The 21,469-nt window shown below is 72.0% G+C and carries 26 protein-coding genes; 14 read left to right on the top strand and 12 right to left on the bottom strand.

The genetic code is table 11. The annotated features are described in order from the left end of the window. Positions 1 to 14: 14 nt before the first annotated feature. Both G9Q37_RS03625 and G9Q37_RS03620 read right to left on the bottom strand, forming a co-directional pair. Complete coding sequence (locus G9Q37_RS03625; RefSeq protein WP_166224690.1) at positions 15 to 998, bottom strand: MBL fold metallo-hydrolase; 984 nt, start codon at positions 996 to 998, stop codon at positions 15 to 17. Beyond that, positions 995 to 2,059, bottom strand: a complete 1,065-nt coding sequence (locus G9Q37_RS03620) for an alpha/beta fold hydrolase (protein ID WP_166224687.1) — start codon at positions 2,057 to 2,059, stop codon at positions 995 to 997. Before G9Q37_RS03620 ends, G9Q37_RS03625 begins: the two co-directional genes overlap by 4 nt. 96 nt (positions 2,060 to 2,155) lie before the next feature. Here G9Q37_RS03620 and pqqA point away from each other — a divergent pair, with 96 nt between their 5' ends. The 11 genes from pqqA to G9Q37_RS03565 all read left to right on the top strand — a co-directional run bounded on the left by pqqA (position 2,156) and on the right by G9Q37_RS03565 (position 10,523). Beyond that, on the top strand, positions 2,156 to 2,242 hold the full coding sequence (gene pqqA / locus G9Q37_RS03615; RefSeq protein ID WP_166230929.1) for a pyrroloquinoline quinone precursor peptide PqqA: 87 nt from the start codon (positions 2,156 to 2,158) through the stop codon (positions 2,240 to 2,242). Positions 2,243 to 2,306: 64 nt separating this feature from the next. After that, positions 2,307 to 3,224, top strand: coding sequence for a pyrroloquinoline quinone biosynthesis protein PqqB (pqqB, locus tag G9Q37_RS03610; RefSeq protein WP_166224684.1), 918 nt, complete (start codon positions 2,307 to 2,309; stop codon positions 3,222 to 3,224). An 8-nt stretch (positions 3,225 to 3,232) separates the two neighbouring features. Then, complete coding sequence (gene pqqC / locus G9Q37_RS03605; RefSeq protein WP_240936506.1) at positions 3,233 to 3,931, top strand: pyrroloquinoline-quinone synthase PqqC; 699 nt, start codon at positions 3,233 to 3,235, stop codon at positions 3,929 to 3,931. Positions 3,932 to 3,944: 13 nt separating this feature from the next. Then, a complete protein-coding gene (pqqD, locus tag G9Q37_RS03600) occupies positions 3,945 to 4,214 on the top strand; it encodes a pyrroloquinoline quinone biosynthesis peptide chaperone PqqD (protein WP_166224681.1) in 270 nt (89 codons plus the stop codon). Next, positions 4,198 to 5,334, top strand: a complete 1,137-nt coding sequence (gene pqqE, locus G9Q37_RS03595) for a pyrroloquinoline quinone biosynthesis protein PqqE (RefSeq protein WP_166224678.1) — start codon at positions 4,198 to 4,200, stop codon at positions 5,332 to 5,334. The genes pqqD and pqqE overlap by 17 nt, the downstream gene beginning before the upstream one ends. Continuing rightward, the gene (locus G9Q37_RS03590; protein ID WP_205710716.1) at positions 5,331 to 6,083 is read left to right on the top strand and encodes a MotA/TolQ/ExbB proton channel family protein; all 753 of its coding nucleotides are present in this window, start codon (positions 5,331 to 5,333) and stop codon (positions 6,081 to 6,083) included. Before pqqE ends, G9Q37_RS03590 begins: the two co-directional genes overlap by 4 nt. Continuing rightward, on the top strand, positions 6,058 to 6,669 hold the full coding sequence (locus tag G9Q37_RS03585) for a hypothetical protein (RefSeq protein ID WP_166224675.1): 612 nt from the start codon (positions 6,058 to 6,060) through the stop codon (positions 6,667 to 6,669). Before G9Q37_RS03590 ends, G9Q37_RS03585 begins: the two co-directional genes overlap by 26 nt. A 26-nt stretch (positions 6,670 to 6,695) precedes the next feature. Next, positions 6,696 to 7,220, top strand: coding sequence for a hypothetical protein (locus G9Q37_RS03580; protein ID WP_166224672.1), 525 nt, complete (start codon positions 6,696 to 6,698; stop codon positions 7,218 to 7,220). Beyond that, positions 7,217 to 7,897: a hypothetical protein gene (locus G9Q37_RS03575; protein ID WP_166224670.1), complete on the top strand. Its 681-nt coding sequence runs from the start codon at positions 7,217 to 7,219 to the stop codon at positions 7,895 to 7,897. Before G9Q37_RS03580 ends, G9Q37_RS03575 begins: the two co-directional genes overlap by 4 nt. A gap of 89 nt (positions 7,898 to 7,986) precedes the next feature. After that, positions 7,987 to 9,708 carry an AMP-binding protein gene (locus G9Q37_RS03570; protein WP_166224667.1) on the top strand — a complete coding sequence of 574 codons (1,722 nt, stop codon included), beginning with the start codon at positions 7,987 to 7,989 and terminating at the stop codon, positions 9,706 to 9,708. A gap of 5 nt (positions 9,709 to 9,713) precedes the next feature. Next, positions 9,714 to 10,523, top strand: a complete 810-nt coding sequence (locus tag G9Q37_RS03565; protein WP_166224664.1) for a hypothetical protein — start codon at positions 9,714 to 9,716, stop codon at positions 10,521 to 10,523. A 27-nt stretch (positions 10,524 to 10,550) separates the two neighbouring features. Here G9Q37_RS03565 and G9Q37_RS03560 read toward each other — a convergent pair whose 3' ends face one another. The 9 genes from G9Q37_RS03560 to G9Q37_RS03520 all read right to left on the bottom strand — a co-directional run bounded on the left by G9Q37_RS03560 (position 10,551) and on the right by G9Q37_RS03520 (position 18,283). After that, positions 10,551 to 10,868, bottom strand: coding sequence for a c-type cytochrome (locus G9Q37_RS03560; RefSeq protein ID WP_166224661.1), 318 nt, complete (start codon positions 10,866 to 10,868; stop codon positions 10,551 to 10,553). 90 nt (positions 10,869 to 10,958) lie between these two features. Continuing rightward, positions 10,959 to 12,665, bottom strand: a complete 1,707-nt coding sequence (locus tag G9Q37_RS03555) for a PQQ-dependent methanol/ethanol family dehydrogenase (RefSeq protein WP_277345029.1) — start codon at positions 12,663 to 12,665, stop codon at positions 10,959 to 10,961. Between the two features lie 282 nt (positions 12,666 to 12,947). Then, the gene (locus G9Q37_RS03550; RefSeq protein ID WP_166224655.1) at positions 12,948 to 13,112 is read right to left on the bottom strand and encodes a hypothetical protein; all 165 of its coding nucleotides are present in this window, start codon (positions 13,110 to 13,112) and stop codon (positions 12,948 to 12,950) included. Between the two features lie 51 nt (positions 13,113 to 13,163). Then, entirely contained in the window at positions 13,164 to 13,481 is a 318-nt protein-coding gene (locus tag G9Q37_RS03545) for a hypothetical protein (RefSeq protein WP_166224652.1), read from the bottom strand. A 67-nt stretch (positions 13,482 to 13,548) separates the two neighbouring features. After that, positions 13,549 to 14,490 (bottom strand): quinoprotein relay system zinc metallohydrolase 1, encoded by a 942-nt coding sequence (locus G9Q37_RS03540; RefSeq protein WP_166224649.1) that lies wholly within the window; start codon positions 14,488 to 14,490, stop codon positions 13,549 to 13,551. After that, positions 14,487 to 15,281, bottom strand: a complete 795-nt coding sequence (locus G9Q37_RS03535; protein ID WP_240936505.1) for a quinoprotein dehydrogenase-associated SoxYZ-like carrier — start codon at positions 15,279 to 15,281, stop codon at positions 14,487 to 14,489. The genes G9Q37_RS03540 and G9Q37_RS03535 overlap by 4 nt, the downstream gene beginning before the upstream one ends. Before the next feature lie 2 nt (positions 15,282 to 15,283). Beyond that, positions 15,284 to 16,144 carry an ABC transporter permease gene (locus tag G9Q37_RS03530; protein ID WP_166224646.1) on the bottom strand — a complete coding sequence of 287 codons (861 nt, stop codon included), beginning with the start codon at positions 16,142 to 16,144 and terminating at the stop codon, positions 15,284 to 15,286. Further along, positions 16,129 to 17,325 carry a type 1 periplasmic-binding domain-containing protein gene (locus G9Q37_RS03525; protein ID WP_240936502.1) on the bottom strand — a complete coding sequence of 399 codons (1,197 nt, stop codon included), beginning with the start codon at positions 17,323 to 17,325 and terminating at the stop codon, positions 16,129 to 16,131. Before G9Q37_RS03525 ends, G9Q37_RS03530 begins: the two co-directional genes overlap by 16 nt. A gap of 1 nt (position 17,326) precedes the next feature. Beyond that, a complete protein-coding gene (locus tag G9Q37_RS03520) occupies positions 17,327 to 18,283 on the bottom strand; it encodes a PQQ-dependent catabolism-associated beta-propeller protein (protein WP_166224643.1) in 957 nt (318 codons plus the stop codon). A 207-nt stretch (positions 18,284 to 18,490) separates the two neighbouring features. Between G9Q37_RS03520 and G9Q37_RS03515 the strand changes: the two genes are divergently transcribed. Together G9Q37_RS03515 and G9Q37_RS03510 are read left to right on the top strand one after the other, a co-directional pair. Continuing rightward, positions 18,491 to 19,453, top strand: a complete 963-nt coding sequence (locus tag G9Q37_RS03515) for a tripartite tricarboxylate transporter substrate binding protein (RefSeq protein WP_240936500.1) — start codon at positions 18,491 to 18,493, stop codon at positions 19,451 to 19,453. Continuing rightward, positions 19,450 to 20,178 carry an ABC transporter ATP-binding protein gene (locus G9Q37_RS03510; RefSeq protein WP_166224640.1) on the top strand — a complete coding sequence of 243 codons (729 nt, stop codon included), beginning with the start codon at positions 19,450 to 19,452 and terminating at the stop codon, positions 20,176 to 20,178. The genes G9Q37_RS03515 and G9Q37_RS03510 overlap by 4 nt, the downstream gene beginning before the upstream one ends. A gap of 13 nt (positions 20,179 to 20,191) precedes the next feature. Here the strand turns inward: G9Q37_RS03510 and G9Q37_RS03505 are convergent, their stop codons facing one another. Then, on the bottom strand, positions 20,192 to 21,067 hold the full coding sequence (locus G9Q37_RS03505; RefSeq protein ID WP_166224637.1) for an MBL fold metallo-hydrolase: 876 nt from the start codon (positions 21,065 to 21,067) through the stop codon (positions 20,192 to 20,194). Positions 21,068 to 21,154: 87 nt separating this feature from the next. On the opposite strand from G9Q37_RS03505, the gene G9Q37_RS03500 reads away from it, so the two are divergent. Then, on the top strand, positions 21,155 to 21,466 hold the full coding sequence (locus tag G9Q37_RS03500; protein ID WP_166224634.1) for an ArsR/SmtB family transcription factor: 312 nt from the start codon (positions 21,155 to 21,157) through the stop codon (positions 21,464 to 21,466). Positions 21,467 to 21,469 lie beyond the last annotated feature (3 nt).

Genomic DNA, 21,469 nt, shown 5'->3' with positions numbered 1-21,469 from the left:
CCGGGCGCAGCCGTTCAACGCGACGTCGCCGCGCCGGACGGTGCCTGCATCCACACCGCCTCCAGCTCCCGCCACGCGCGCTGCACATTGAACCCCTGCCGCTCGGCGTGGCCGGCCCAGTGGCGCCAGTCGTCCATGGGCACCAGGCCGCGCTCGCCCGCGAGCCGGCCGGCGTCCATGGCCGCGAGCACCTCGCGGCGCAAGGTGGTCAGGTAGCGCTGGGTCTGCACGATGCCCTGCGCGTCGGTCACGCGGCTACCCACCACCACGCGCGGCTGCAGCGCCGCCAGCCGCTGCAGCGCGGCCAGCCAGCCGTCGAGCGAGCCTTGGGCCAGCTCGGGCAGGCGGCCGTCGCACACCAGCCCCCCGGCGATCAGCACGCCGGCCTCGGGCCACCAGAGCACCAGGTCGCCTTCGGTGTGGCCCTGTTCCACGCGCAGCGCGCGCAGACGCACCCCGCCCAGCGTGAGCGCATCGCCCTCGGCCAGGGTGTCGGTGGGCAGCACGATGGCCGTGCCCGCCATGGCCTCAGCGCCCACGCGCTCGGTGAGGCTCTTGAGACAGGCCGGGCAGCGCTGCTGCATCGCCTGGCGCGTGGCGGCGCTGGCCCACACACGCACGCGGCCGGCGCCGATGCCGTCGGCGAAGGCCGCATTGCCCAGCACGTTCTCGGCGTGCGCATGGGTGTTCACGATGGCCACCACCTCGGCACCGAAACGCGCGCGCAGCGAGGCGCGCACGCGCTGCGCGTGGCGGGCGCTCGGGCCGGGGTCGATGAGCAGCGCCTTTGGCCCGCGCACCAGCGCCACCGTGGGCGCCACGTGGCCGGCGTTGTGCGCGTCGATCTCGGCGTTGGCGCCGTCCCAGACCCACAGGCCATCGGCCAGGGCACGCCACGGCGGTTCGCGCTCACCGGACCCGGGGCGCGTGGCGCTGCCGCAGCCCGCACCCAGGCCGCTGCAGGCCAGGGCCATGGCCAGCGCACGCCGCCGGTTCATGCGGCCTCGGCGGGCGCGTCGGGCGCCTGCCCCGGCCCGACAGCGGCCGCGCGCAAGGCCCGCGCCATCGCGGGTTCGTGGGCCAGGTGGCCGCTGTGCACCCGCGTGTGCCGCACGGGGCCGCCGTGGGCGCGGCCCAGCGCGGCCCCGCGCGCGCTGTTGGCCGGTGGGCACACGGCGTCGAAATCCCCATGCAGCCAGTGCACGGCCACCCCCGCGCGCGCGCAGGCGATCACCGCGCGTTGCAAGGCGCCCGGGCGCAGGCCGGCGCGGCGGCGCAGCAGCCGGGCCTGCACGCGCAGGCGGCGCCAGACCTGGCGGTCGCGCCGGTCGGCCCGCGTGGCGCAAGCCCGGGCCTGTGCGCGCCGCAGCCCACGCTGCGTGACGGCCCACTGGCGACGCAGCGCGGCGCTTCGCGGCGCGCCCGCGGGCGCGTGGCGCAGCGCGCGGCGCTGACCGTGCGCGGCCAGCAAGGCCTCCATCAGCGCCCAGGCGCGACCGGCGCGCAGCGATGCAACACCCGGTGTGCCAGATTGCAGCAACTGCACCCGCCGCTTGAGCACCGCGGGCAGCGACAGACGACCGCCCGCGGGCAGGGGATGGGCCAAGGGCCCCAGGGTTTTCCCCCAGCGCGGCGCGGGCAGGAGCACGCCCGCGATCTCGACCGCGCGCAGCGCGAAGGCCCCACGCAACACCACCTGCCCCACGTGTCCGGGGTGCGCCTGCGCGTAGAGCAGTGCCAGCACCGCGCCCCACGATCCCCCCAGCAGGTTCCAGCGCGCGATGCCCAGGTGCCCGCGCAGGGCCTCGGCATCGGCCACGAGCTGTGCCGCGGTCTGCCCGCGCAGGCCGCCGCGCGGCGCGCTGGCGCCGCTGCCGCGCTGGTCGGGCATCACGGCGCGCTGCGAGGCCGGCGACAGCGCCGCCCACAGGCCCGGGTTGCCGCCGCTGCCGGGGCCGCCGTGCAGCACCAGCCAGGCTTCACCCTCGCGCGCGCCGCGCTCGCGCCAGGCCATGCGCTGGGCGCGTGGCAGGGGCAATGTGAACGGGCGTGGCGACATGGCATCGATTTTGCAGTTGGGTGGGGGCGAGCGGTCGGTGTGACACGCCAGCCCGCCGCAGTCACGTTCCATGCCAACCCCACAGGAGACAACGCCATGCAAACCCCTTCGCCATGGACCGCCCCGGCCTTCACCGACCTGCGCTTCGGCTTCGAGATCACCATGTACATCGCCAACCGCTGACCCGCGGTGAAGCGTCCGGGCGCACGTGTGATCCACGCGTGCGCCTTTTTCTTGGTGGGCTGACATGCACATCCGCGTCCTGGGCTCTGCCGCCGGTGGCGGTTTTCCGCAGTGGAACTGCAACTGCGCCAACTGCCAGGGCCTGCGCACCGGCACGGTGAAGGCGCGCGCGCGCACGCAGAGCTCGATCGCGGTGAGCGCCAACGGCCAGGACTGGCTGTTGGTGAACGCCTCGCCCGACGTGCTGCAGCAGGTGCGCGAACACCCGCCCCTGCAGCCCGCGCGCGCCGTGCGCGACAGCGGCATCGCCGCCGTGCTGCTGATGGACGCGCAGATCGACCACGTGACCGGCCTGCTCATGCTGCGCGAGCGCAGCACGCCGCTGCCGCTGCTGGCCACGCCCGAGGTGCTCTCGGACATCGGCAACGCATTGCCGCTCACGCGCGTGCTCTCGCACTACTGCGGCGTGGCCGAGCACCCGCTGCCCCTGGACGGCCGCGCCATCGAGCCGCCGGGCGTGCCCGGCCTGCAGGTGGTGGCCGTGGCGCTCGATTCGCAGCCGCCGCCGTACTCGCCGTTCCGCGGCCGGCCGCGGCCGGGCGACAACATCGGCCTGCTGCTGAAGAACCCGCAGAGCGGCGCGCAGGTGTTCTACGCGCCCGGCCTGGGCGCGCTCACGCCCGCGCTGCGCGCGCTCATGGCGGGCTGCCACACCGTGCTGGTCGACGGCACCTTCTGGACCGAGGACGAAATGATCCGGCTGGGCCTGTCGAAGAAGCGCGCGGCCGAGATGGGCCACCTGCCGCAAAGCGGCCCCGGCGGCATGCTGAGCGAGCTCTCGCGCCTGCCGGCCTCGGTGCGCAAGGTGCTCATCCACATCAACAACACCAACCCCATCCTGATCGAGGACTCGCCCGAGCGGGCCGAGCTCGTGCGCCACGGCGTCGAGGTCGCGCACGACGGAATGGTGATTCACTTCTGAGGCTCGCCGTGGACGCCTGGACCCCCACCGAATTCGAAGCGCAGCTGCGCGCCAAGGGCCGCGCGTACCACATCCACCACCCGTTCAACGTGCGCATGAACGCGGGCGGCTGCACGCCCGACGAGATCCGCTGCTGGGTGGCCAACCGCTTCTATTACCAGGTCTGCATCCCGCGCAAGGACGCCGCCATCCTCGCCAACATGCCCGACCGCGAGCACCGCCGTCTGTGGGTGGAGCGCATCCTCGACCACGACGGCCAGGGCGATCACCAGGGCCCGAACGCCGGCGGCATCGAGGCCTGGACGCGGCTGGGCGAAGCGGTGGGCATCCCGCGCGCCGAGCTGCTCTCGCTGCAGCGCGTGGTGCCCGGCGTGCGCTTCGCGTGCGACGCCTACGTGAATTTCGCGGCGCGCGCGCCCTGGCAGGAGGCCGTCTGCTCTTCGCTCACCGAGATGTTCGCGCCGCAGATCCACAAGGACCGGCTCGCCAGCTGGCCGCAGCACTACCCCTGGATCGAGGCCGAGGGACTGGGCTATTTCCGCAGCCGCATTCCCCTGGCCAGCCGCGACGTCGAACACGGCCTGCGCGTGACGCTGGCGCACTTCACCACGCGCGAGCAGCAACAGCGCGCGCTGGAGATCCTGCAGTTCAAGCTCGACATCCTCTGGACCATGCTCGACGCGATCGAGAAGGCCTCTTGCGAATGAAGGGACCGCTCCCATGACCGACACCCCCCTGCCCGATCTGCCGCGCCTGTCGCGCCGCTTCCGCCTGCAGTACGAAGACGCCCAGCAGGCCTGGGTGCTGCTCTACCCCGAGGGCATGGTCCAGCTCAACCACAGCGCGGCCGAGATCCTCAAGCGCTGCGACGGCGCGCACAGCCTCGACGGCATCGTGGCCGACCTCGAGACCGCGTTCAGCGTGCTGGGCATCGGCGGGCAGGTGCGCGCCCTGCTCGAAGAAGGAAGCCGCCGTGGCTGGCTGGACTGAACCCAGCCACCGCACCGGCCCGCCGCTGTGGCTGCTGGCCGAGCTCACCTACCGCTGCCCGCTGCACTGCGTGTTTTGCTACAACCCCACGCGGCATGCGCGCATCACCCAGGAGCTGAGCACCGCCGAGTGGGTGAACGTGATGCAGCAGGCGCGCGCGCTCGGCGCGGCGCAACTGGGGTTCTCGGGCGGCGAGCCGCTGCTGCGCGACGACCTCGAAGAACTGGTGGCCGAGGCGCGCCGGCTGGGCTTCTACACCAACCTCATCACCTCGGGCGTGGGCCTCACGCCCGCGCGCGCCCAGCGCCTGCACGACGCCGGTCTGGACCACGTGCAGCTCTCGTTCCAGGACAGCACGCGCGAGCTCAATGATTTCCTGAGCCACACGCGCACCTTCGAGCTCAAGCAGCGCGTGGCGCGCACCATCAAGGACCAGGGCTGGCCCATGGTGATGAACTGCGTGCTGCACCGGCACAACCTGCCGCACGTGGACAAGATCATCGAGATGGCGCTGGACCTGGGCGCCGAGTACCTCGAACTCGCGAACACGCAGTACTACGGCTGGGCCTGGGTCAACCGCGACCACCTCATGCCCACGCGCGAGCAGTTGCTGCACGCCGAAGCCGTGGTGAACCAATACCGCGAGCGCATCGGCAACCGCTGCCGCCTGCTGTTCGTGGTGCCCGACTACTTCGAGGACCGGCCCAAGGCCTGCATGAACGGCTGGGGCTCGGTGTTCCTGTCGGTCGCGCCCGACGGCCTGGCCATGCCCTGCCACAACGCGCGCGAGCTGCCCGGCCTGGCGCTGCCCAGCGTGCGCGAGCACACGCTGGCCGAGATCTGGCAGCGCAGCGGCGCCTTCAACGCCTTCCGCGGCGAAGACTGGATGCGCGAGCCCTGCCGCAGCTGCCACGAGCGCCACAAGGATTTCGGCGGCTGCCGCTGCCAGGCCTTCCAGATCACGGGCGATGCGGCCAACACCGACCCGGTGTGCAGCAAGAGCCCGCAGCACGAACGGGTGCTGCGCCTGGTGCGCGAGGCACCGGCGCGCCGCCACATCCCCATCGTGTTCCGCAGCGACGCCGAATCGCGCCTGCTGCACCCCGAGCCCGCGCCATGAGCAGCGCCGCGCCGCACCAGCGCATGCTCGGGGCCGCCGTGGTGGGCCGCCTGCCCGGCCTGGGCCGCGCGCCGCTCGCGCTCGAGCGCGGCGAACGCGGCCTGTTCCTGCTGTGGTGCGCCTACGCCGGCCTGCTGGCCTTCGGCGCGCTGCTGCTGTGGCGCGCCGGGGCCTGGCACCGCCTGCTCGACGCCGACCCCACCGGCCTCACGCTGGTGATTGCGCTGCTGTTCACCGGCTGCACCGCCTGGGCCGGCCGGCGCGCCTGGGTGCTGGGCGAACAGCGGCTGGCGCTGGACCGCTGGATCGCCACCCGCACACCCGGCGCCAGCGGCGACTGGTCGCACGAATACCGCAGCGGCTGCGCCCCGGCCGGCGCCGACCGCGCCACCTGGCTGCAGGTGCTGGGCGAGCGCGCGCACGGCCCGCACGAGATGGCGTGGTGGCTCAACGGCATCCAGCTCAAGCTCGGCCTGCTGGGCAAGGTCATCGGCTTTTCCATCCTCGCGCTGCAGCTGGGCCAGGTGCAGACCTTCGACGCCTCGATGTCGGGCCAGCTGCTCAAGAGCCTCACCGGCGGCCTGGGCATCGCCCTGCTCACCACCGTCACCGGCCTCACGGGCAACATCCTGCTCGGCCTGCAACTGATGCGGCTCGACCGCTTCGCCGACGCGCTGATCGCCGACGCCATCGCGTCGGCCGCGCCCCCCCAGGAGACGCCCGATGGCGATCGGCCGCACGGCGCGTGACACCGAGGCCGACCCGTTCTACGACATGTTGTTCAACATGTTGATCGCCTTCGTCTTCTGCTTCGTCATCGCGCTGCTGGCCTTCAACCCCAAGAGCCGCAAGGCCGGCGACATCCCGGCCAAGGCCGAGTTCATCGTCACCGTGAGCTGGCCCGACAACAACCCCAACGACATCGACGCCTGGGTGCTCGAACCCAGCGGCCAGACCCTGTGGTTCCGCCAGCGCGACGCCGGCCTGCTGCACCTGGACCGCGACGACCGCGGCGAGAAGAACAGCAGCGTGCTGGTGAACGGCCGCGTGGTGAGCAGCCCGGTGCGCCAGGAGATCGTCACGCTGCGCGGCCTCGCGCCGGGCGAGTACGTGGTGAACGCGCACTACTACGACAGCCGCGACCAGCAGCCGGTGGACGTGTCGGTGAGCGTGGTGAAGGTGAACCCGCAGGCCGAGATCGTGTTCACCGGCACCCAGCAGATCCCGCGCAAGGGCGACGAGCGCACGCTGGTGCGCTTCACCCTCGACGACACGGGCCGCGTGCTCGACATCAACACCCGGCCGCGCACCCTCGTGCAGCGGGCCGGCCTCTAGCCGCCTTGCAGACGGCCCCGACCGCCATGATCCCCGCCACCTCCACCGCCCTGCTCTGGCTCGTCATCGTCTACGCGCTGCTCGCGGCGCTGCTGCTCGTGCTCTGCCTGGCCACGCGCTGGCACTGGGCCGTCAAGCTCGGCGGCGTGCTGCTGGTGAGCGCCTTCTACGCGGTGGCGCACACCACGCTGATGGGCGTGTCGGGCTGGCCCAGCGACGCGCCGCTGCCCGAAAAATTCGTGCTGCTCTCGGCGGTGTTCGACGAGCCCAGCCCCGCACGCGGCCACGCGGGCGCGATCTACATCTGGGTCAACCCCATGAAGGACAACGCGCCGCTGGAGATGCCGCGCGTGCACCGCGTGCCCTACGAGAAAGACCTGCACCGCCTGCTCGGCGACGGCCTGCGCAAAGCGCGCGAGGGCAACACCCAGATGGGCAGCACCGAGCCGCGCCGCGGCCCCGGCGGCTTCTCGTGGCTGCGACCGCCCGGCAGCGACCCGCTGCAGATCAAGCTCAGCGACCTGCCGCGCGCGCAGCTGCCCGAAAAATGAAAGCGCTGCTGCTGCTCGCCGCCTGGCCGCTGGCAGCCTGCACGCCCTCCGGCGGCGAGGCCTGGTTCCCCTTGCACACGGGCTTCAGCCAGACCTACGCGGTGCGCGTGGACAGCGAAGAGCGCCGGCCCGACGAACGCTGGACCCTGCGCGTGACCAGCCCCGCCACGCTCGACGGCCAGCCCGTGGCCGTGCGCCACCACTCCGAGGGCGTGTCCTACTGGCTGCGCGAAGACGCGCAAGGCATCCGGCGCGTGGCCATCCGGCTCGACATCGACGCCGAGCCCACGCCCGAGAAAGAGCCCCTGTGGGTGCTCAAGGCGCCCTACACCGTGGGTACCGAATGGACCACGCCCACCGTGCCCTACCTGATCCTGCGCCGCAACGAGCACCCGCGCGAACTCAAGCACAGCCACCGCGTGCCCATGGGCTGGCGCATCGAGGCCGACGACGACCAGGTCACCACGCCCGCGGGCCGCTTCGGGCCCTGCCTGCGCGTGGTCGGCCGCGCGGTGCTCAACCTCTACACCGACCCGGTGAACGGCTTCACCAACGTGCCGCTCACCAGCCGCGAGTGGTACTGCAAGGGCCAAGGCCTGGTGAAGTTCGAGCGCGAGGAGCCGGTGCCGCCGGGCTTCATGGTCGGCGGCCGGCTGGTGGCCGAGCTGGTGGACTGATACCCCCCACCGGGGAAAACCCGCTTGGGCGGGGCGGGCCCGCGCACCCAAGATGCGGCGCGAACGCCCCCCCGCCCGAGCGAACCCGCATGACCACCGCCCACCCCGCCTTCGAATCCGCCCGCCAACAGCTGCTGCGCCTGCGCGACCACCCCGACCAGGCCCGGCGCGAGTTCCGCTGGCCGGTGCTCGAGCACTTCAACTGGGCGCTCGACCACTTCGACGCCCTCGCACAAGACCACCACGGCCCCGCGCTCTGGATCACCGAGGCCGATGGCAGCGAGCAGCGCCTGGGCTTTGCCGAGATGCGCGCGCGCTCCAACCGCATGGCCAACTACCTGCGCGGCCTGGGCGTGCGGCGCGGCGAGCGCGTGCTGCTCATGCTGGGCAACGAGGTGGCCTTGTGGGACACCATGCTCGCGTGCATCAAGCTCGGCGCGGTGCTGATCCCCGCCACCCACCTGCTCACGCCCGACGACCTGCGCGACCGCCTCGCGCGCGGCGAGGTCCGACACGTGGTGGCCGGCGCCGCGCAGGCCCCCAAGTTCGCGGCCCTGGGCAGCGGCTTCACGCGCGTGGCCGTGGCCAGTGCCGACGCGCCCGTGCCCGAGGGCTGGCACGACATCGCGGCCGCGGCCTCGCACAGCGACACCTTCACGCCCGACGGCCCCACGCGCGCCACCGACCCGCTGCTGCTGTACTTCACCTCGGGCACCACGGCCCAGCCCAAGCTCGTGCTGCACACCCACCAGAGCTACCCCGTGGGCCACCTGTCCACCATGTACTGGCTCGGCCTGCGCCCGGGCGACGTGCACCTGAACATCTCGTCGCCGGGCTGGGCCAAGCACGCCTGGAGCTGCTTCTTCGCGCCCTGGAACGCGGGCGCCTGTGTGTTCATCCACAACACGCCGCGCTTCTCGGCGCCCGCGCTGCTGGCCACGCTCGCGCGCTGCGGCGTCACCAGCCTGTGCGCCCCGCCCACGGTGTGGCGCATGCTGATCCAGGAAGACCTGGCCGCGTGGAAAGACCGGCTCGCGCTGCGCGAGCTCATCGGCGCGGGCGAGCCGCTCAACCCCGAGATCATCGGGCAGGTGCACGCGGCCTGGGGCCTGTGGCTGCGCGACGGCTACGGCCAGACCGAGACCACCGCGCAGATCGGCAACGTGAGCGGGCAGCCGATCAAGCCCGGCTCCATGGGCCGGCCGCTGCCGGGCTACACCATCCGCCTGCTCGACGCCGATGGCCACGAGGCCGACGAAGGCGAGGTCTGCATCGACCTCTCGCAGCGCCCGCTCGGCCTCATGGTGGGCTACCTGGACAGCCCCGAGAAGACCGCCGAGGTCATGCGCGACGGCCACTACCACACGGGCGACACCGCGGTGCGCGACGCCGATGGCTGCCTCACCTTCGTGGGCCGCGCCGACGACGTCTTCAAGGCCTCGGGCTACCGCATCAGCCCCTTCGAGCTCGAAAGCGCGCTGATCGAACACGAGGCCGTGGTCGAGGTGGCGGTGGTGCCCGCGCCCGACCCCATCCGCGGCCTGGTGCCCAAGGCCTACCTGCTGCTCGCGGCCGGCGCCGCGCCCGGCCCCGCGCTCGCGCAGGACATCCTGGGCTTCGCGCGCGAGCAGCTCGCGGCGTACAAGCGCGTGCGCCGCATCGAGTTCGTGGACGAACTGCCCAAGACCATCTCGGGCAAGATCCGCCGCGTGCAATTGCGCAAGCAGGAACTCGACCGCGGTGCGCGCGGTGCGCGCGGCGAACGCGAGTACCGCGACGAAGACTTCCCCGCGCTGCGCCAGGCCGGCTGACCCCCATGCAACGCCCCATGCTGCTGCCCCTGTTCGCCGCGGCCCTGCTCGCCGGCTGCGAAACCGCGCCACGCGCGGGCGCCGACACGCGCGCGCAGGTGGTCGAGGTGCTGCGCGAGCGCCAGGCGCTGCGCGACGGCCATCCCGAGCTCCACCCCGCGCTGCGCGCCGGCGTGACGGCGCAGGAGATGGAGGCCGGCCGCCTCGTGCAGGGCGAATGCGCCGAGCCCGACGCCACCCGCCCCCTGGGCCTGCGCTGGACCGGCGTGACCGCGCTGCTGCCCGCGGGCACCGCAGCCGCCTCGCTGGCGCCGGGCAGCGTGATCGAGGTGCGCGATCCGCGTCCCGCCTGGCCCGTGCGGCCCGGTGGCCCGCCGCCCGCCCACCTGCACGGCGGCTTCGCGGGCAGCGCCGCGGGCACGGCCGACGCGGCGCGCACGCCCACGCTGTGCCACGCCGCCGGTCTGCCGGGCAGCGTCTGGCGCGTTCGGCTGCGCGGCGCCGTGCCCGGCTGGATGCACCCCTTCGCCCAGGCCGGCCTGCAGCGCCTGGAGGCCTTCAGCGACGACGACTTCCGCGCCGGCCGCGTGCTGCGCCTGGCCTGCCAGCTCAAGGTGGTGGACGGCGGCGACTGGTACGCGCCGGTGTGGATCGCGCGCGCGCCCGAGGGCCTGCCGCTGCGCGTGGGTGACGTGGTGCGCCTGCGCGCCGGGGCCGAGGCGCAATCGAAAGACGCCGGGCCCGCGGCCGAGGTGCTGGCGCGCGACAGCAGCGCCAGCGCGCCGGGCGGCAACGCCGTGGTGCGCTGCCGCTGAACGCCGGCTGGCCGGCGCCGTGGGCCCTCAGGGCTTGACCGTGAGCACCCAGGCCGACAGCGTCTTGAGGTCGGCCGCGCTCAGGCTGGGGTGCGCGGGCATGGGAATGCGGCCCCACTTGCCCTTGGAGCCGTTCTGGATCGATTGCGCGAGCGACGCGGCGGCGTCCTTCTCGTCCTTGTACTTGTCGGCAATGGCCGAGAACGCCGGGCCCACCACCTTCTCGGCGTTGGCGTGGCACGAGTAGCAGCCGCTGGCCTTCGCGAGGTCCACGGCGGCGTTGAGGTCGGCGGCCTGCGCCAGGCCCGCGGCCGCGGTCAGGCCGATGAAGATCAGATATCGCATGGAACGGAGCGGAGAAAAAAAGCGGGTGGCCCACCCCCGAGGCGGGCCACCCGTGAACACCACGAAAAAACCAGGAGTCGCTGGCGGGGCTTACTTCATCAGCTTGAAGGTCCAGACCGAGCCGCCCTGTTCGAGGAAGTTGACCTTCTTGGCCACTTCACCGCCCCACAGCGGCACGGCGCCACCCCAGCCGCTCACCACGCTCAGGTACTGCTCGCCGCCCTCGGTCCAGGTGATGGGCGGGGCCACGATGCCCGAGCCGGTCTGGAACTGCCACACGACCTTGCCGGTCTTGGCATCGGCGGCCTTCAGGAAGCCTTCGGGCGTGCCCCAGAACACGAGGTCGCCCGCGGTCAGCACACCGCCCCACAGCGGCGCGCTGTTCTTGACCTCCCAGGCCACCTTGCCGGTCTTGGGATCGATCGCGCGCAGCGAACCGATGTGGTCGTCGAACAGCGGCTTGATGGTGAAGCCCGCGCCCAGGAAGGCCGCGCCCTTCTTGTAGGTGATGGGCTCGTTCCAGATCTCCATGCCCCATTCGTTGGTGGGCACGTAGAACAGGCCGGTCTTGGGGCTGTAGGCCATGGGCATCTGGTTCTTGCCGCCCAGGAAGCCCGGGGCCGAGAACACCGCCTTGCCCTTGGCGCCGTCGCCGCCCGCGCCCGTGGGGTCACCCGGGCGGTTGTCGTCGACGAAGTTCGGGCGGCCGGTCTTGAGGTCGATGCCGGTGGCCCAGGTGACCTTCTTGACGAAGGGGAAGGCGTTGAGCAGCTTGCCCGTGGCGGCGTCGTTCACGTAGAAGAAGCCGTTGCGGTCGGCCTTGGCGCCCACGCGCTTGCCGTCCATGTCGAAGGTCACGAACTCGTTCACGCCGTCGTAGTCCCAGCCGTCGTTGGGCGTGTTCTGGTAGTGCCACTTGATCTGGCCGGTCTTGACCTCGATCGCCACGGTCGAGGCCGAGTACAGGTTGTCGCCCTTGCGCACGTGGCTGTTCCAGGGGCCGGGGTTGCCGGTGCCGAAGTAGGCCAGGCCGGTCTTGGGGTCGTAGGTGCCGCCGAGCCAGGTGGCCGCGCCACCGGTCTTCCAGGTCTCACCGGGCCACGACGCGTTGGTGGTGCCGGAGATGCCGTTCTCCTTGCCGTCCTTGTAGCCCATGTGGCCTTCGACCACGGGGCGCGTCCACACCATCTTGCCGGTCTTGGGGTCGCGCGCCTCGACGCGGCCGATCACGCCGAATTCGCCGCCCGACACGCCGGTGAGCAGCAGGCCCTCGGCGATCAGGGGCGCGGCGGTGTAGCTGTAGCCCGCGCTGTAGTCGTCGATCTTCTCGCGCCACACGACCTTGCCGGTGTCCTGGTCGAGCGCCACGAGCTGGGCGTCGAGCGTGCCGAAGATCACCAGGTTGTCGTAGAGCGCGGCGCCGCGGTTGATCACGTCGCAGCAGGGCATGATGCCCTCGGGCAGGCGGTGCTCGTACTTCCAGAGCTTGTTGCCCGTCTTGGCGTCGAGCGCGAAGATGCGCGAGTACGAGGCCGTGACGAACATCTTGCCGTTGTGCACCAGCGGCTGGCTCTGCTGGCCGCGCTGCTTCTCGCCGCCGAACGACATCGACCACGCCGGCGTGAGGCGGTTGATGTTCTTGGCGTTGATGCCGGTGAGCGGCGAGTGGCGCTGCCCCTGGGTACCCAGGCCCCAGCTCAACACGTTGTTGGTCGACTTCGCGTCGTCGGCAATCATCGCGTCCGTCACGCCCTGCGCGCCCACGTGGGCGGTGGCGGCCAGGACCAAGAGGCTCAATAGGCTGCGTTTCACGGTTTGTCTCCTGCTGTCGTGGGTGGTTGTTCGGCGCCCGCGCACCCGCGCGATCGCCCGTGGCCTGGCCTCGCCCCCTCGGCATGGGCCCGGCACACGACAGAAATGGCAACAACCGTGCCAGCGGTTTTTGAGACAGATCGGGCCGCCTGAGGCCCCCGCCACTGCGCCACGCCGCAGCGCCACCACGGTCGCGGCTGTGACAGTGTTCAAAAACGAAGCACCGGCACAGCGGTCGCGCGTGGGGCGCGCGGGGCGTTGGCGACCTCAGAGCAGCAGTTCGTACGAACCCACGATGGCGGCGCTGAGTGCGGCGAGCGTGCCGAGCAGGCGCGCGTCCGGGGTGTTGCGGCTGCGGCGTTCGCGCCAGGCCATCCAGAGCAGCAGAACGGGCAGCGCGTAGGCGGCCCACATGATGTCCATGTTGTCCATGAAGAAAGATCCGGTTGTTGCGGGAACAGCGCACCGGGGGTGCGCGCGACGTCAGGCCGCGGGGAGCGGCGGCGCGCGCGCGAGATAGCCGGCGGGCAGCGGCGCGGGCAGCGGGTGCTGCGCGGTCGGGGCCGGGCCGGCATCGGCCCAAGCCGCCAGCACGAGCGGGGTCGCACCGGGTGGCAGGGCGTCGTCGATCTTCTTCGCCGTGGCCTTCTTGGCCGCACGGCGCTCGGCGCCGAAGGGCTTGAGGTCGCCGCTGCGCAGGCTGGCGCTGCGCAGCGGCAGCTCCGCGCTCGCGCCCCAGGCGGCGGTGTCCCCGGACGGGACGGACACCACCGGGCCGCCGAGCACGGTGCTCAGCAGCATCACAAGGCACAGGGCGAAAGCGTTCAGCGCCGGGAAGGACATGGGCGCCCGCATTCTAGAAGCCGCTTCAGCGCCCCCCGCCCAGCGCGCGCCGCTCGTACACCGGGTACCACTGCGCGAGCGTGCGGTGCCACTCGGCCGGTTGCGCGGCCCAGGCCGCGAAGCGCGCGGGCACCGGCTCGCGCAGCAGCTCGCTCAGGTCCACGCCGCGCTCGGCGCGCTCGCGCATGAGGCCGGTGATCCAGCGCAGCCAGTCGCGCGTCTGCTCGATGCCGCGCAGGCCCTCGTGCACCGGGCCGTGCGAGGGCACGACCACGCGCCACTGGCCTTCGGCGTGCCAGCGCTGCAAGGTGTCGAGCGCGGCCAGCCAGGCCTCGAAGTCGGCGTGCGGCGTGGTGGGCACGCGCTCGCTGAACACCAGGCCGCCCGCGTACAGCACACCGGCCGCGCGGTCGATCACCACCAGGTCGTCGGCGGTGTGGCCGCTCAGGCGGCGCAGCTCGAGGCGCCGCGTGGCCGTGGCCAGGGCCTGCGGCGCGATGGCTTCGCGCGCGGGCGTGGCCTCGGTGTCGCGCATCCAGTCGCCGCAGAGGCGGTAGAGGTTGTCGGCGTAGGCCGCGCCTTCGGCGCGCATGCCGCCCACCGTGCCCGCCAGGGCCTGCGTGGGCACGTCCGCCCAGGCCTGGTGGCCGAAGAAGTAGTCGGGGTGCAGGTTCAGGCTCAGCACGCGCTGCACCGGCTCGCGCGTGGTGGCGGCCACGGCCTCGCGCTGGGCCTGTCCGTAGCGCTTCGACGGCCCGGTGTTGATCACCACCACGCCCTCGCCCGTGCTCACGAAGGCGGTGTTGATGATGTTGCAGCCGTTGGCGCGCGAGAAGTCCTCGACCGCGCCCTCGATCACCCAGTGGCCGTCGGCGATGCGGCGCGGCTGAAGCTCGTAGCGCAAGGGCTGCGCCGCCGCGGCCCCGGCCACCGCCAGCAGCCACAACGCCAGCGCGGCGCGCTTCATGCCGCCACCTCGGCCTCGATGCGGTTGCCGTTGTTGTCGCGCCCGCGCAGCAGCATCACGCCGCGCGCGCGCGCCGGCAGCTCGAAGGTGAGCAGCGGGTTCTCGCTCACCGGCTCGTGCAGCGCCACGCGCCACCAGGGCTGGCCGGCGCTGTCGGCCAGCTCCAGCCGCTCGATGTAGAACGCCGGGATGCCCGCCACCAGCCCCGTGTCCATGGGGTGCATCACGCGCAGGCGCAAGCGCCGGCTGCCTTCGATGAGGTCGTCGAACACCCGTGCCTGCACCTGGTTGAGGGTGCGGCTCCACGAACCGTCGGCGCGCGTGGCGCCGGGCACGGTGCAGCCGCCGCCCGCGGCCTGTACCCAGCTGCCGCCCACGTGCCACTGGCCGTCGCGGGTTTTCACGAAGGCACGCACCGGCGAGGCCTGCTCCATGCGGATGCGGAACGCCAGCATGGGCAGCGCGCGCAGCGGCTCGTAGGTGAGCACCTCGCGCACCGGATTGCGGTCCACCACCACCTGGATGCGCTCCACGCCCAACGGCGCGAGCGCGCGCGCGTCGACCTGGATCGGCACGTTCATGGCGTCGTCGGCGAAGCGCGGGCCCTGCACCTTCACCGCCTCGCTGAAGCGCAGCGGCGCGCCGGCCAGGTACTGCTGACGCAGCCCGGGCCATTGCATGGAGCCCAGCGGGTCGCCGCCGGTGGGATCGTCGGCCGCGCGCACGCCGGCGGCGGCCAGTGCGGCCGCGCCCAGCACGGCGCGGCGTTGCATCGAGACACGAAGCACCACGGTCAGCCTCCGCCCTTGGTTTTGATGAAGCCGCGCTGCGGGTCGTAGCCGCGCAGCGCGAGCACGAAGAACACCGCGCCGCAGCCCAGCACCACGGCCCAGGCCGTGGCGTTGAACTGCCCGACGCTCGCGAAGCGCATGGCCTCGACCGCGTGGGTGAAGGGGTTCCAGCGCGCCAGCATCAGCAGCCACCAGGCGCCCGCTTCCTCCAGCTTCCACAGCGGGTACAGCGCGGGGCTGATGAAGAACATGGGGAAGATCACGAAGTTCATGGTGCCGGCGAAGTTTTCGAGCTGCTTCACGTACACCGAGAGCATCAGACCGAGTGCGGCCAGCATGGTGGCCGCGCAGGCCATGGCCAGCAGCAGGCCGGGCAGATCGCCCCAGGCGAGGTCGATGCCGAACGCCACGGCGATCAGCAGGAACACCGCCATCTGCAGCACCGACAGCACCGTGCTGCCCAGCAGCTTGAAGCCCAGCAGCCAGCCACGCGGCAGCGGCGCGGTGAGCAGCAGGCGCATCACGCCCATCTCGCGGTCGTAGACCATGGACAGCGAGCTCTGCATGCCGTTGAACAGCGCCACCATGCCGAGCAGGCCCGGCACCATGTAGACCTTGTATTCGATGTAGGTCTGGTACGGCGGCACGATGGCCACGCCGAACACGTTGTGAAAGCCCGCCGCGAACACCACGAACCACAGCAGCGGTCGCACCAGCGCCGAGCCCAGGCGCGAGGGCTGGCGCAGGAAGCGGTTGAGCTCGCGGCCGACCACGGCGCGCAGCGCGCGCAGGCGGTGCGCGAGCGGCGACGGCGCGGGGTCGGCTGCCACGCCGTCGGCGGGCGGGTTCAGCGGGCCTTGCATGCGCTCTCCGCCTCGTCCACGCCCAGGGTGTCGAGCACCTCGCGCGGGTGCAGCACGCCATCGAGCGGCGCCAGGCCCACCACGCCGTCGCCGTGCGCGAGGAACAGCGGCTGGCGCAACTGGCCGTCCCAGGCCCGGAAGCTCAGACGCTGGCCCTTGAAGCCGTCGATGGTGACCACGCCCTTGCGCAGCGCCTGCAGTTGCTGCGCCACGCCGGCCTTGGGGTCGTGCACCAGCACCGCGGCCACGGCCTTGGCCGCGGCCCAGGCGGCCCAGTCGTGCGCGTCCATGGGCCGCTGCTGCGCGCGCGCGAAGCGCCGCGTGAGCTGCGGGCCGCCGTTGCGCTCCCAGTGCGGGTGCCAGGCCTGCGCGGTGAGGCCGGCCGCGCCCAGCACCGGCCGCGGCCACTGCGTGGCATAGGGCACGGTGCGCGCGAACTCGCCGTCGGCGTCCATCACGGCCACCACCTCGTGGCTGCGCTCGCCGGTGAGCAGCCGCGTGTTGGCGAGGTCGCGCTCGCGCGGGTCGCCGCTGAGCTTGAAGGGCTTGCGCTCGACGATCTGCACGCCGTAGCGCTTGGCGGCGCGCTCGAAGGCGCGGGTCTGCGCCGCATCGGCCGGCGTCGGGCCGTTGAGCAGCAGGGCCTTGCGCCAGTTGCGCGCGGCCAGGTACTGGGCCAGCGCATCGGCGCGCATGGCCGCGCTCGGGGTGGTGTGCAGCAGCGCGGCGGCGCAGTGTTCGGCGCGCAGGCCGTCGTCGTCCTGCCCGGTGTTGAACACGATGGCGCCGCCCAGCGCCGCGGGCGCGGCCTGCACCAGCGCGCGCAGTTCGGGCACCGGCAGGTCGGCCACCACATGCTGCACGCGCGCGGCCTTGAGCTCGGCGAGCAGCTTGGGCAGCGCAGCCGCGTCGGCGAGTTCGAAGGCCTTGACCTGCAGCGCGAGGCCGCGCGTGTCGAGCTCCACCTGCGCCTCGTCCACGGCCAGTGCCACGCCCGCCAGCGCGGTGCCCGTGGGGTGGCCGGGGTAGGCCTTCTCCATGCGGCGCGGCGCGTGGCGCGGGTCGTCGGCCAGCGTGACCACGCCCAGCGTCACGTGGACCGGTCGGGTGGCCTGCGCGTGCGCGAAGGCCGCGCACAGCGCGAGGACAACGGCGAGGGCGACGGCGGCGAGTCGCTTCACGTCACTTCACGAGAACGGAGTGCGGCACGCGGCCCACGGCCACGGTGCGAACGGCCTTGGCGCTCGCGGTGTCCACCAGCGTCATGTCGTCGGACAGGCCGTTGCTCACGTACAAGGTCTTGCCATCGGGGTGCAGCGTGAGGCCCCAGGCGCGCTTGCCCACCAGCACCTGGCGGCCCGGCGTCTTGCTCGCCACGTCCACCTCGACCACGCGGTTGGCGCGGCCCAGCCCCACCCACAGGGTCTTGCCGTCGCCGCTGAGCGCCATGCCCACGGGCGTGATGTCGGCCTCGCGCAGGCCCTGCACCGCGAACTTCACCGTGGCCTTCACCGTGTGCGTCGCGGTGTCCACCACGCTCACGCTGGCGTCGAGCTCGTTGGTCACCCACAGCTCGCTGCCGTCGGCCGAGAGCACGAAGCGGCGCGGGCGCTTGCCCACGGTGATGTTCTTGACCACCTTCTTCTGGCTCAGGTCGATCACGTGGACCACGTTGGCCACCTCGGAGGTGACGTAGGCGGTCTTGCCGTCGCGCGTGACCCGCACGCCCTCGGGCTCGCCGCCGGTCTTCACCTGGAACAGCGGCTTCTTCGTGGCCAGGTCGTAGGCGGCCATCACGTTCTCGTCCTCGATCGAGACGTACACCGTCTTGCCGTCGGGGCTGAGGTCGAAGATCTCGGGGCTGTCGCCGAGCGCGAGCTTGCCGGTCATCTTCTGCGTGGCCACATCGACGATGCCGAGCTGGTTGCTGTCGCCGCAGCAGACGTAGATCTGGCTCTTGTCGGCGTTGAACATCAGGTGGCGCGGCCGCTTGCACACGTCGATGGCGCCGGTGCGCTCGCCCTGGGCGTCGAACACATAGAGCTTGTTGTCCTTCTCGCTCGACACGAACACCTGGGCAAAGGCCGGGGCGGCGGCGAGCAGGGCAAGGCCCAGCAGCGGGCGCAGGCAACGGGGCATGGGGAGTCTCCTGAATGTCGTTGTGGTGGGCTTCGGGGTGCAAGTTCGGTGCCACGCGCGCACCGTGGCGTGGAACTTGCCGATCACCGCGCATCGGGGCCGCCACACGCCGTTGCGGCTCCGGACAAACCCTGGTTTTGTGCCGTGTCACCCCCGCTCCTGCCCCCAACCCCTGCGCCACACTGCTCCAGCCTGCAACAACCGGGTGTGACACGCCGTGCCATGCTGGGCCTGGGCGTGGCGGCCCTGGCGGGCCGCGCGGGCGCTTCGCGCGCGGCGGCCTATCCCTCGCGGCCCATCGAGCTGATCGTGCCCTGGCCCGCGGGCGGCGCCACCGATCTCACGCTGCGCATCCTGTGCGAAGAGGCCGCGCCGCTGCTGGGCCAGCCGCTGGTGGTGATCAACCGGCCCGGCGCGGGCGGCAGCCAGGTCGCACCGCTGCTCAAGGCCGCGCACGCCGACGGCCACACCATCGGCCAGGTGCCCATCACCGTGTACCGGCACGCGCTCATGAACGCCGTGCCCTGGAACCCGCTGACCGACCTCAGCCCCATCGTGCAGGTCTCGGGCACCACCTTCGGCGTGCTGGTGCCCGCGGCCTCGCCGTTCCAGCGCTTTGCCGACCTGCTGGACTGGGGGCGTGCGAACCCGGGCCGCCTCATCGTCGGTTCGACCGGCGTGGGCACCACGGCGCACCTCGCCATGGAAGAGGTGCTGCAGCAACAGGGCGTGCGTTACGTGCACGTGCCCTACCGCGGCACGGCCGACCAGATGCTCGACCTCGCCAGCGGCCAGGTGATGGCGGGCGTGAACTCCACCGGCTTCGCGCCCTGGGTCGACCAGGGCAAGGTGCGGCTGCTCGCCACCTTCGGCGCGCAGCGCAGCCCGCGCTGGCCCGAGGTGCCCACGCTGCGCGAGCTCGGCCACCCGTATGCGGTGCACAGCTCGCCCTGGGGCCTGGCCGCGCCCGCGGGCACGCCCGAGGCCGCGGTGCAGGTGCTGCACGAGGCCTTCCACAAGGCCATGTTCAGCGAGCGCCACGTGCGCGAGCTCGCGCGCTTCGACCAGGCGATCGACTACCTCAACACGCGCGACTACCGCGCCGCGGTGGCCGCCACGGTGGAGCGCGAGAAGCGCCTGCTGCAACGCATGAACCTGCTCAAGCCATGAACGCCCCGCTGCTGCAGGCCGAGGGCCTGAAGAAAAGCTACGGCCCGCGACCCGCGCTCAAGGGCGTGGACCTCAGCCTGCAGGCCGGCGAGCTGGTGGCGCTGCTGGGGCCCAACGGCGCGGGCAAAAGCACGCTGCTGCAACTGCTCACCGGCCTGTTCACGCCCGACGAGGGCCGCATCGTGGTGCTGGGCCACGACCTCGCGCGCCACCCGGACCGCGCACTCGCGGGCCTGGGCGTGGTGTTCCAGCAAAGCGCGCTCGACCTCGACCTCTCGGTGCGCGCCAACCTGCATTTCCACACCGACCTGCACGGTCTGCCGCGCGCGCAGGCGAACCCACGCATCGACGAAGGCCTGGAGCGGCTGGGCCTGCAGGCGCAGGCGCGCGCGCCGGTGCGCAGCCTCTCGGGCGGCAACCGGCGCAAGGTGGAGCTGCTGCGCGCGCTGCTGCACCGCCCGCGCGTGCTGCTCATGGACGAGGCCACGGTGGGCCTGGACCCGGCCTCGCGCGAGCAGCTCATGGCCACCGTGCTCGCGCTGTGCGCCGACCACGGCATGGCGGTGCTCTGGGCCACGCACCTGATCGAAGAGGCGCGCCAGGCGCAGCGCCTGGTGCTGCTGCACCAGGGCACGGTGCGCTTCGATGGCCGCACCGCCGACTTCACCGCGGCCTCGGCCAGCGGCGACTTCCACACCGAGGTGATGCGCCAGCTCGGCCCGTGAGGGCCGCACGGGCTCAGAGCGCGTTCACCGGGATCTTGAGGTAGCGCACACCATTGGCCTCGGGCGGTGGCATCTCGCCCGCGCGGATGTTCACCTGCACCGAGGGCAGGATGAGCGTGGGCATTTCCAGCGTGGCGTCGCGCTGCGTGCGCATGGCCACGAACTGCGCCTCGCTCACGCCCGCGTGCACGTGGATGTTGTGCGCGCGCTGCTCCGCGACCGTGGTCTCGAAGCGCACCGGACGGCCTTCGGGCGGGTAGTCGTGGCACATGAAGAGCCGCGTGTCGCCGGGCAGCGAGAGGATCTTCTGCACCGAGGCGTAGAGCGTCTTCGCATCGCCGCCGGGGAAGTCGCAGCGCGCCGTGCCCACGTCGGGCATGAACAGCGTGTCGCCCACGAACACCGCGTCGCCCACCTGGTAGGCCGCACAGGCCGGGGTGTGGCCGGGCACGAACAGCACCCGGCCTTCGAGGGCGCCGATGCGCAGGGTTTCGCCGTCCGCGAACAGGTGGTCGAACTGCGATCCGTCGGGGTGGAATTCGGACTCGAGATGGAAGAGGCCCTTGAACACCTGCTGCACCTGGGTGATGCGCCCGCCGATGCCGATGCGCCCGCCGAGCTGGCGCTTGAGGTAGGGCGCGGCCGAGAGGTGATCGGCATGGGCATGGGTCTCGAGGATCCACTCGACGGTCAGGCCCTGGGCTTTCACGTATTCGATCACCCGGTCGGCCGACGCGGTGCGCGTGCGGCCGGACTTGGGGTCGTAGTCGAGCACCGAATCGACGATGGCCGCGGGCGTGCCCGGGCCGTTGTGGACCACGTAGGTGACGGTCCAGGTGGCGGGGTCGAACAGGCCTTGGACCTGGGGACGCGAGGGATGGGTGGGCATGGGGCGCTCCTTTGAATAAGTAAACGCCAATATATTGACAAACAATATATCTGTCAATATAGTGACGACCATTCGACGGAAATCCCCATGCCCGCCATCAAACTCGACCTCGAAGAAATGCACGCCAGCGCCGAAGCCGCCTGCCGGCTCATGAAGGTGCTGTCCAACCCCGATCGCCTGATGCTGCTGTGCCAGCTGCTGCAGGGCGAACACAACGTGGGCGAACTCGAAGCCACGCTGGGCATCACCCAGCCCACGCTGTCGCAGCAGCTCACGGTGCTGCGCGAAGAGTCGCTGGTGAGCACGCGCCGCGAAGGCAAGCACGTGTACTACCAGATCGACAGCCCGCAGGCCCAGGCCGTCATCCGCACCCTTTACCAACAGTTCTGCCAACGCTGAGGA

The sequence above is a fragment of the Hydrogenophaga crocea genome, assembly GCF_011388215.1.
GTDB lineage: Bacteria > Pseudomonadota > Gammaproteobacteria > Burkholderiales > Burkholderiaceae_C > Hydrogenophaga > Hydrogenophaga crocea.
The sequence above is the reverse complement of the archived record's forward strand: the minus strand, read 5'-3'. Positions and strand labels throughout refer to the sequence as shown.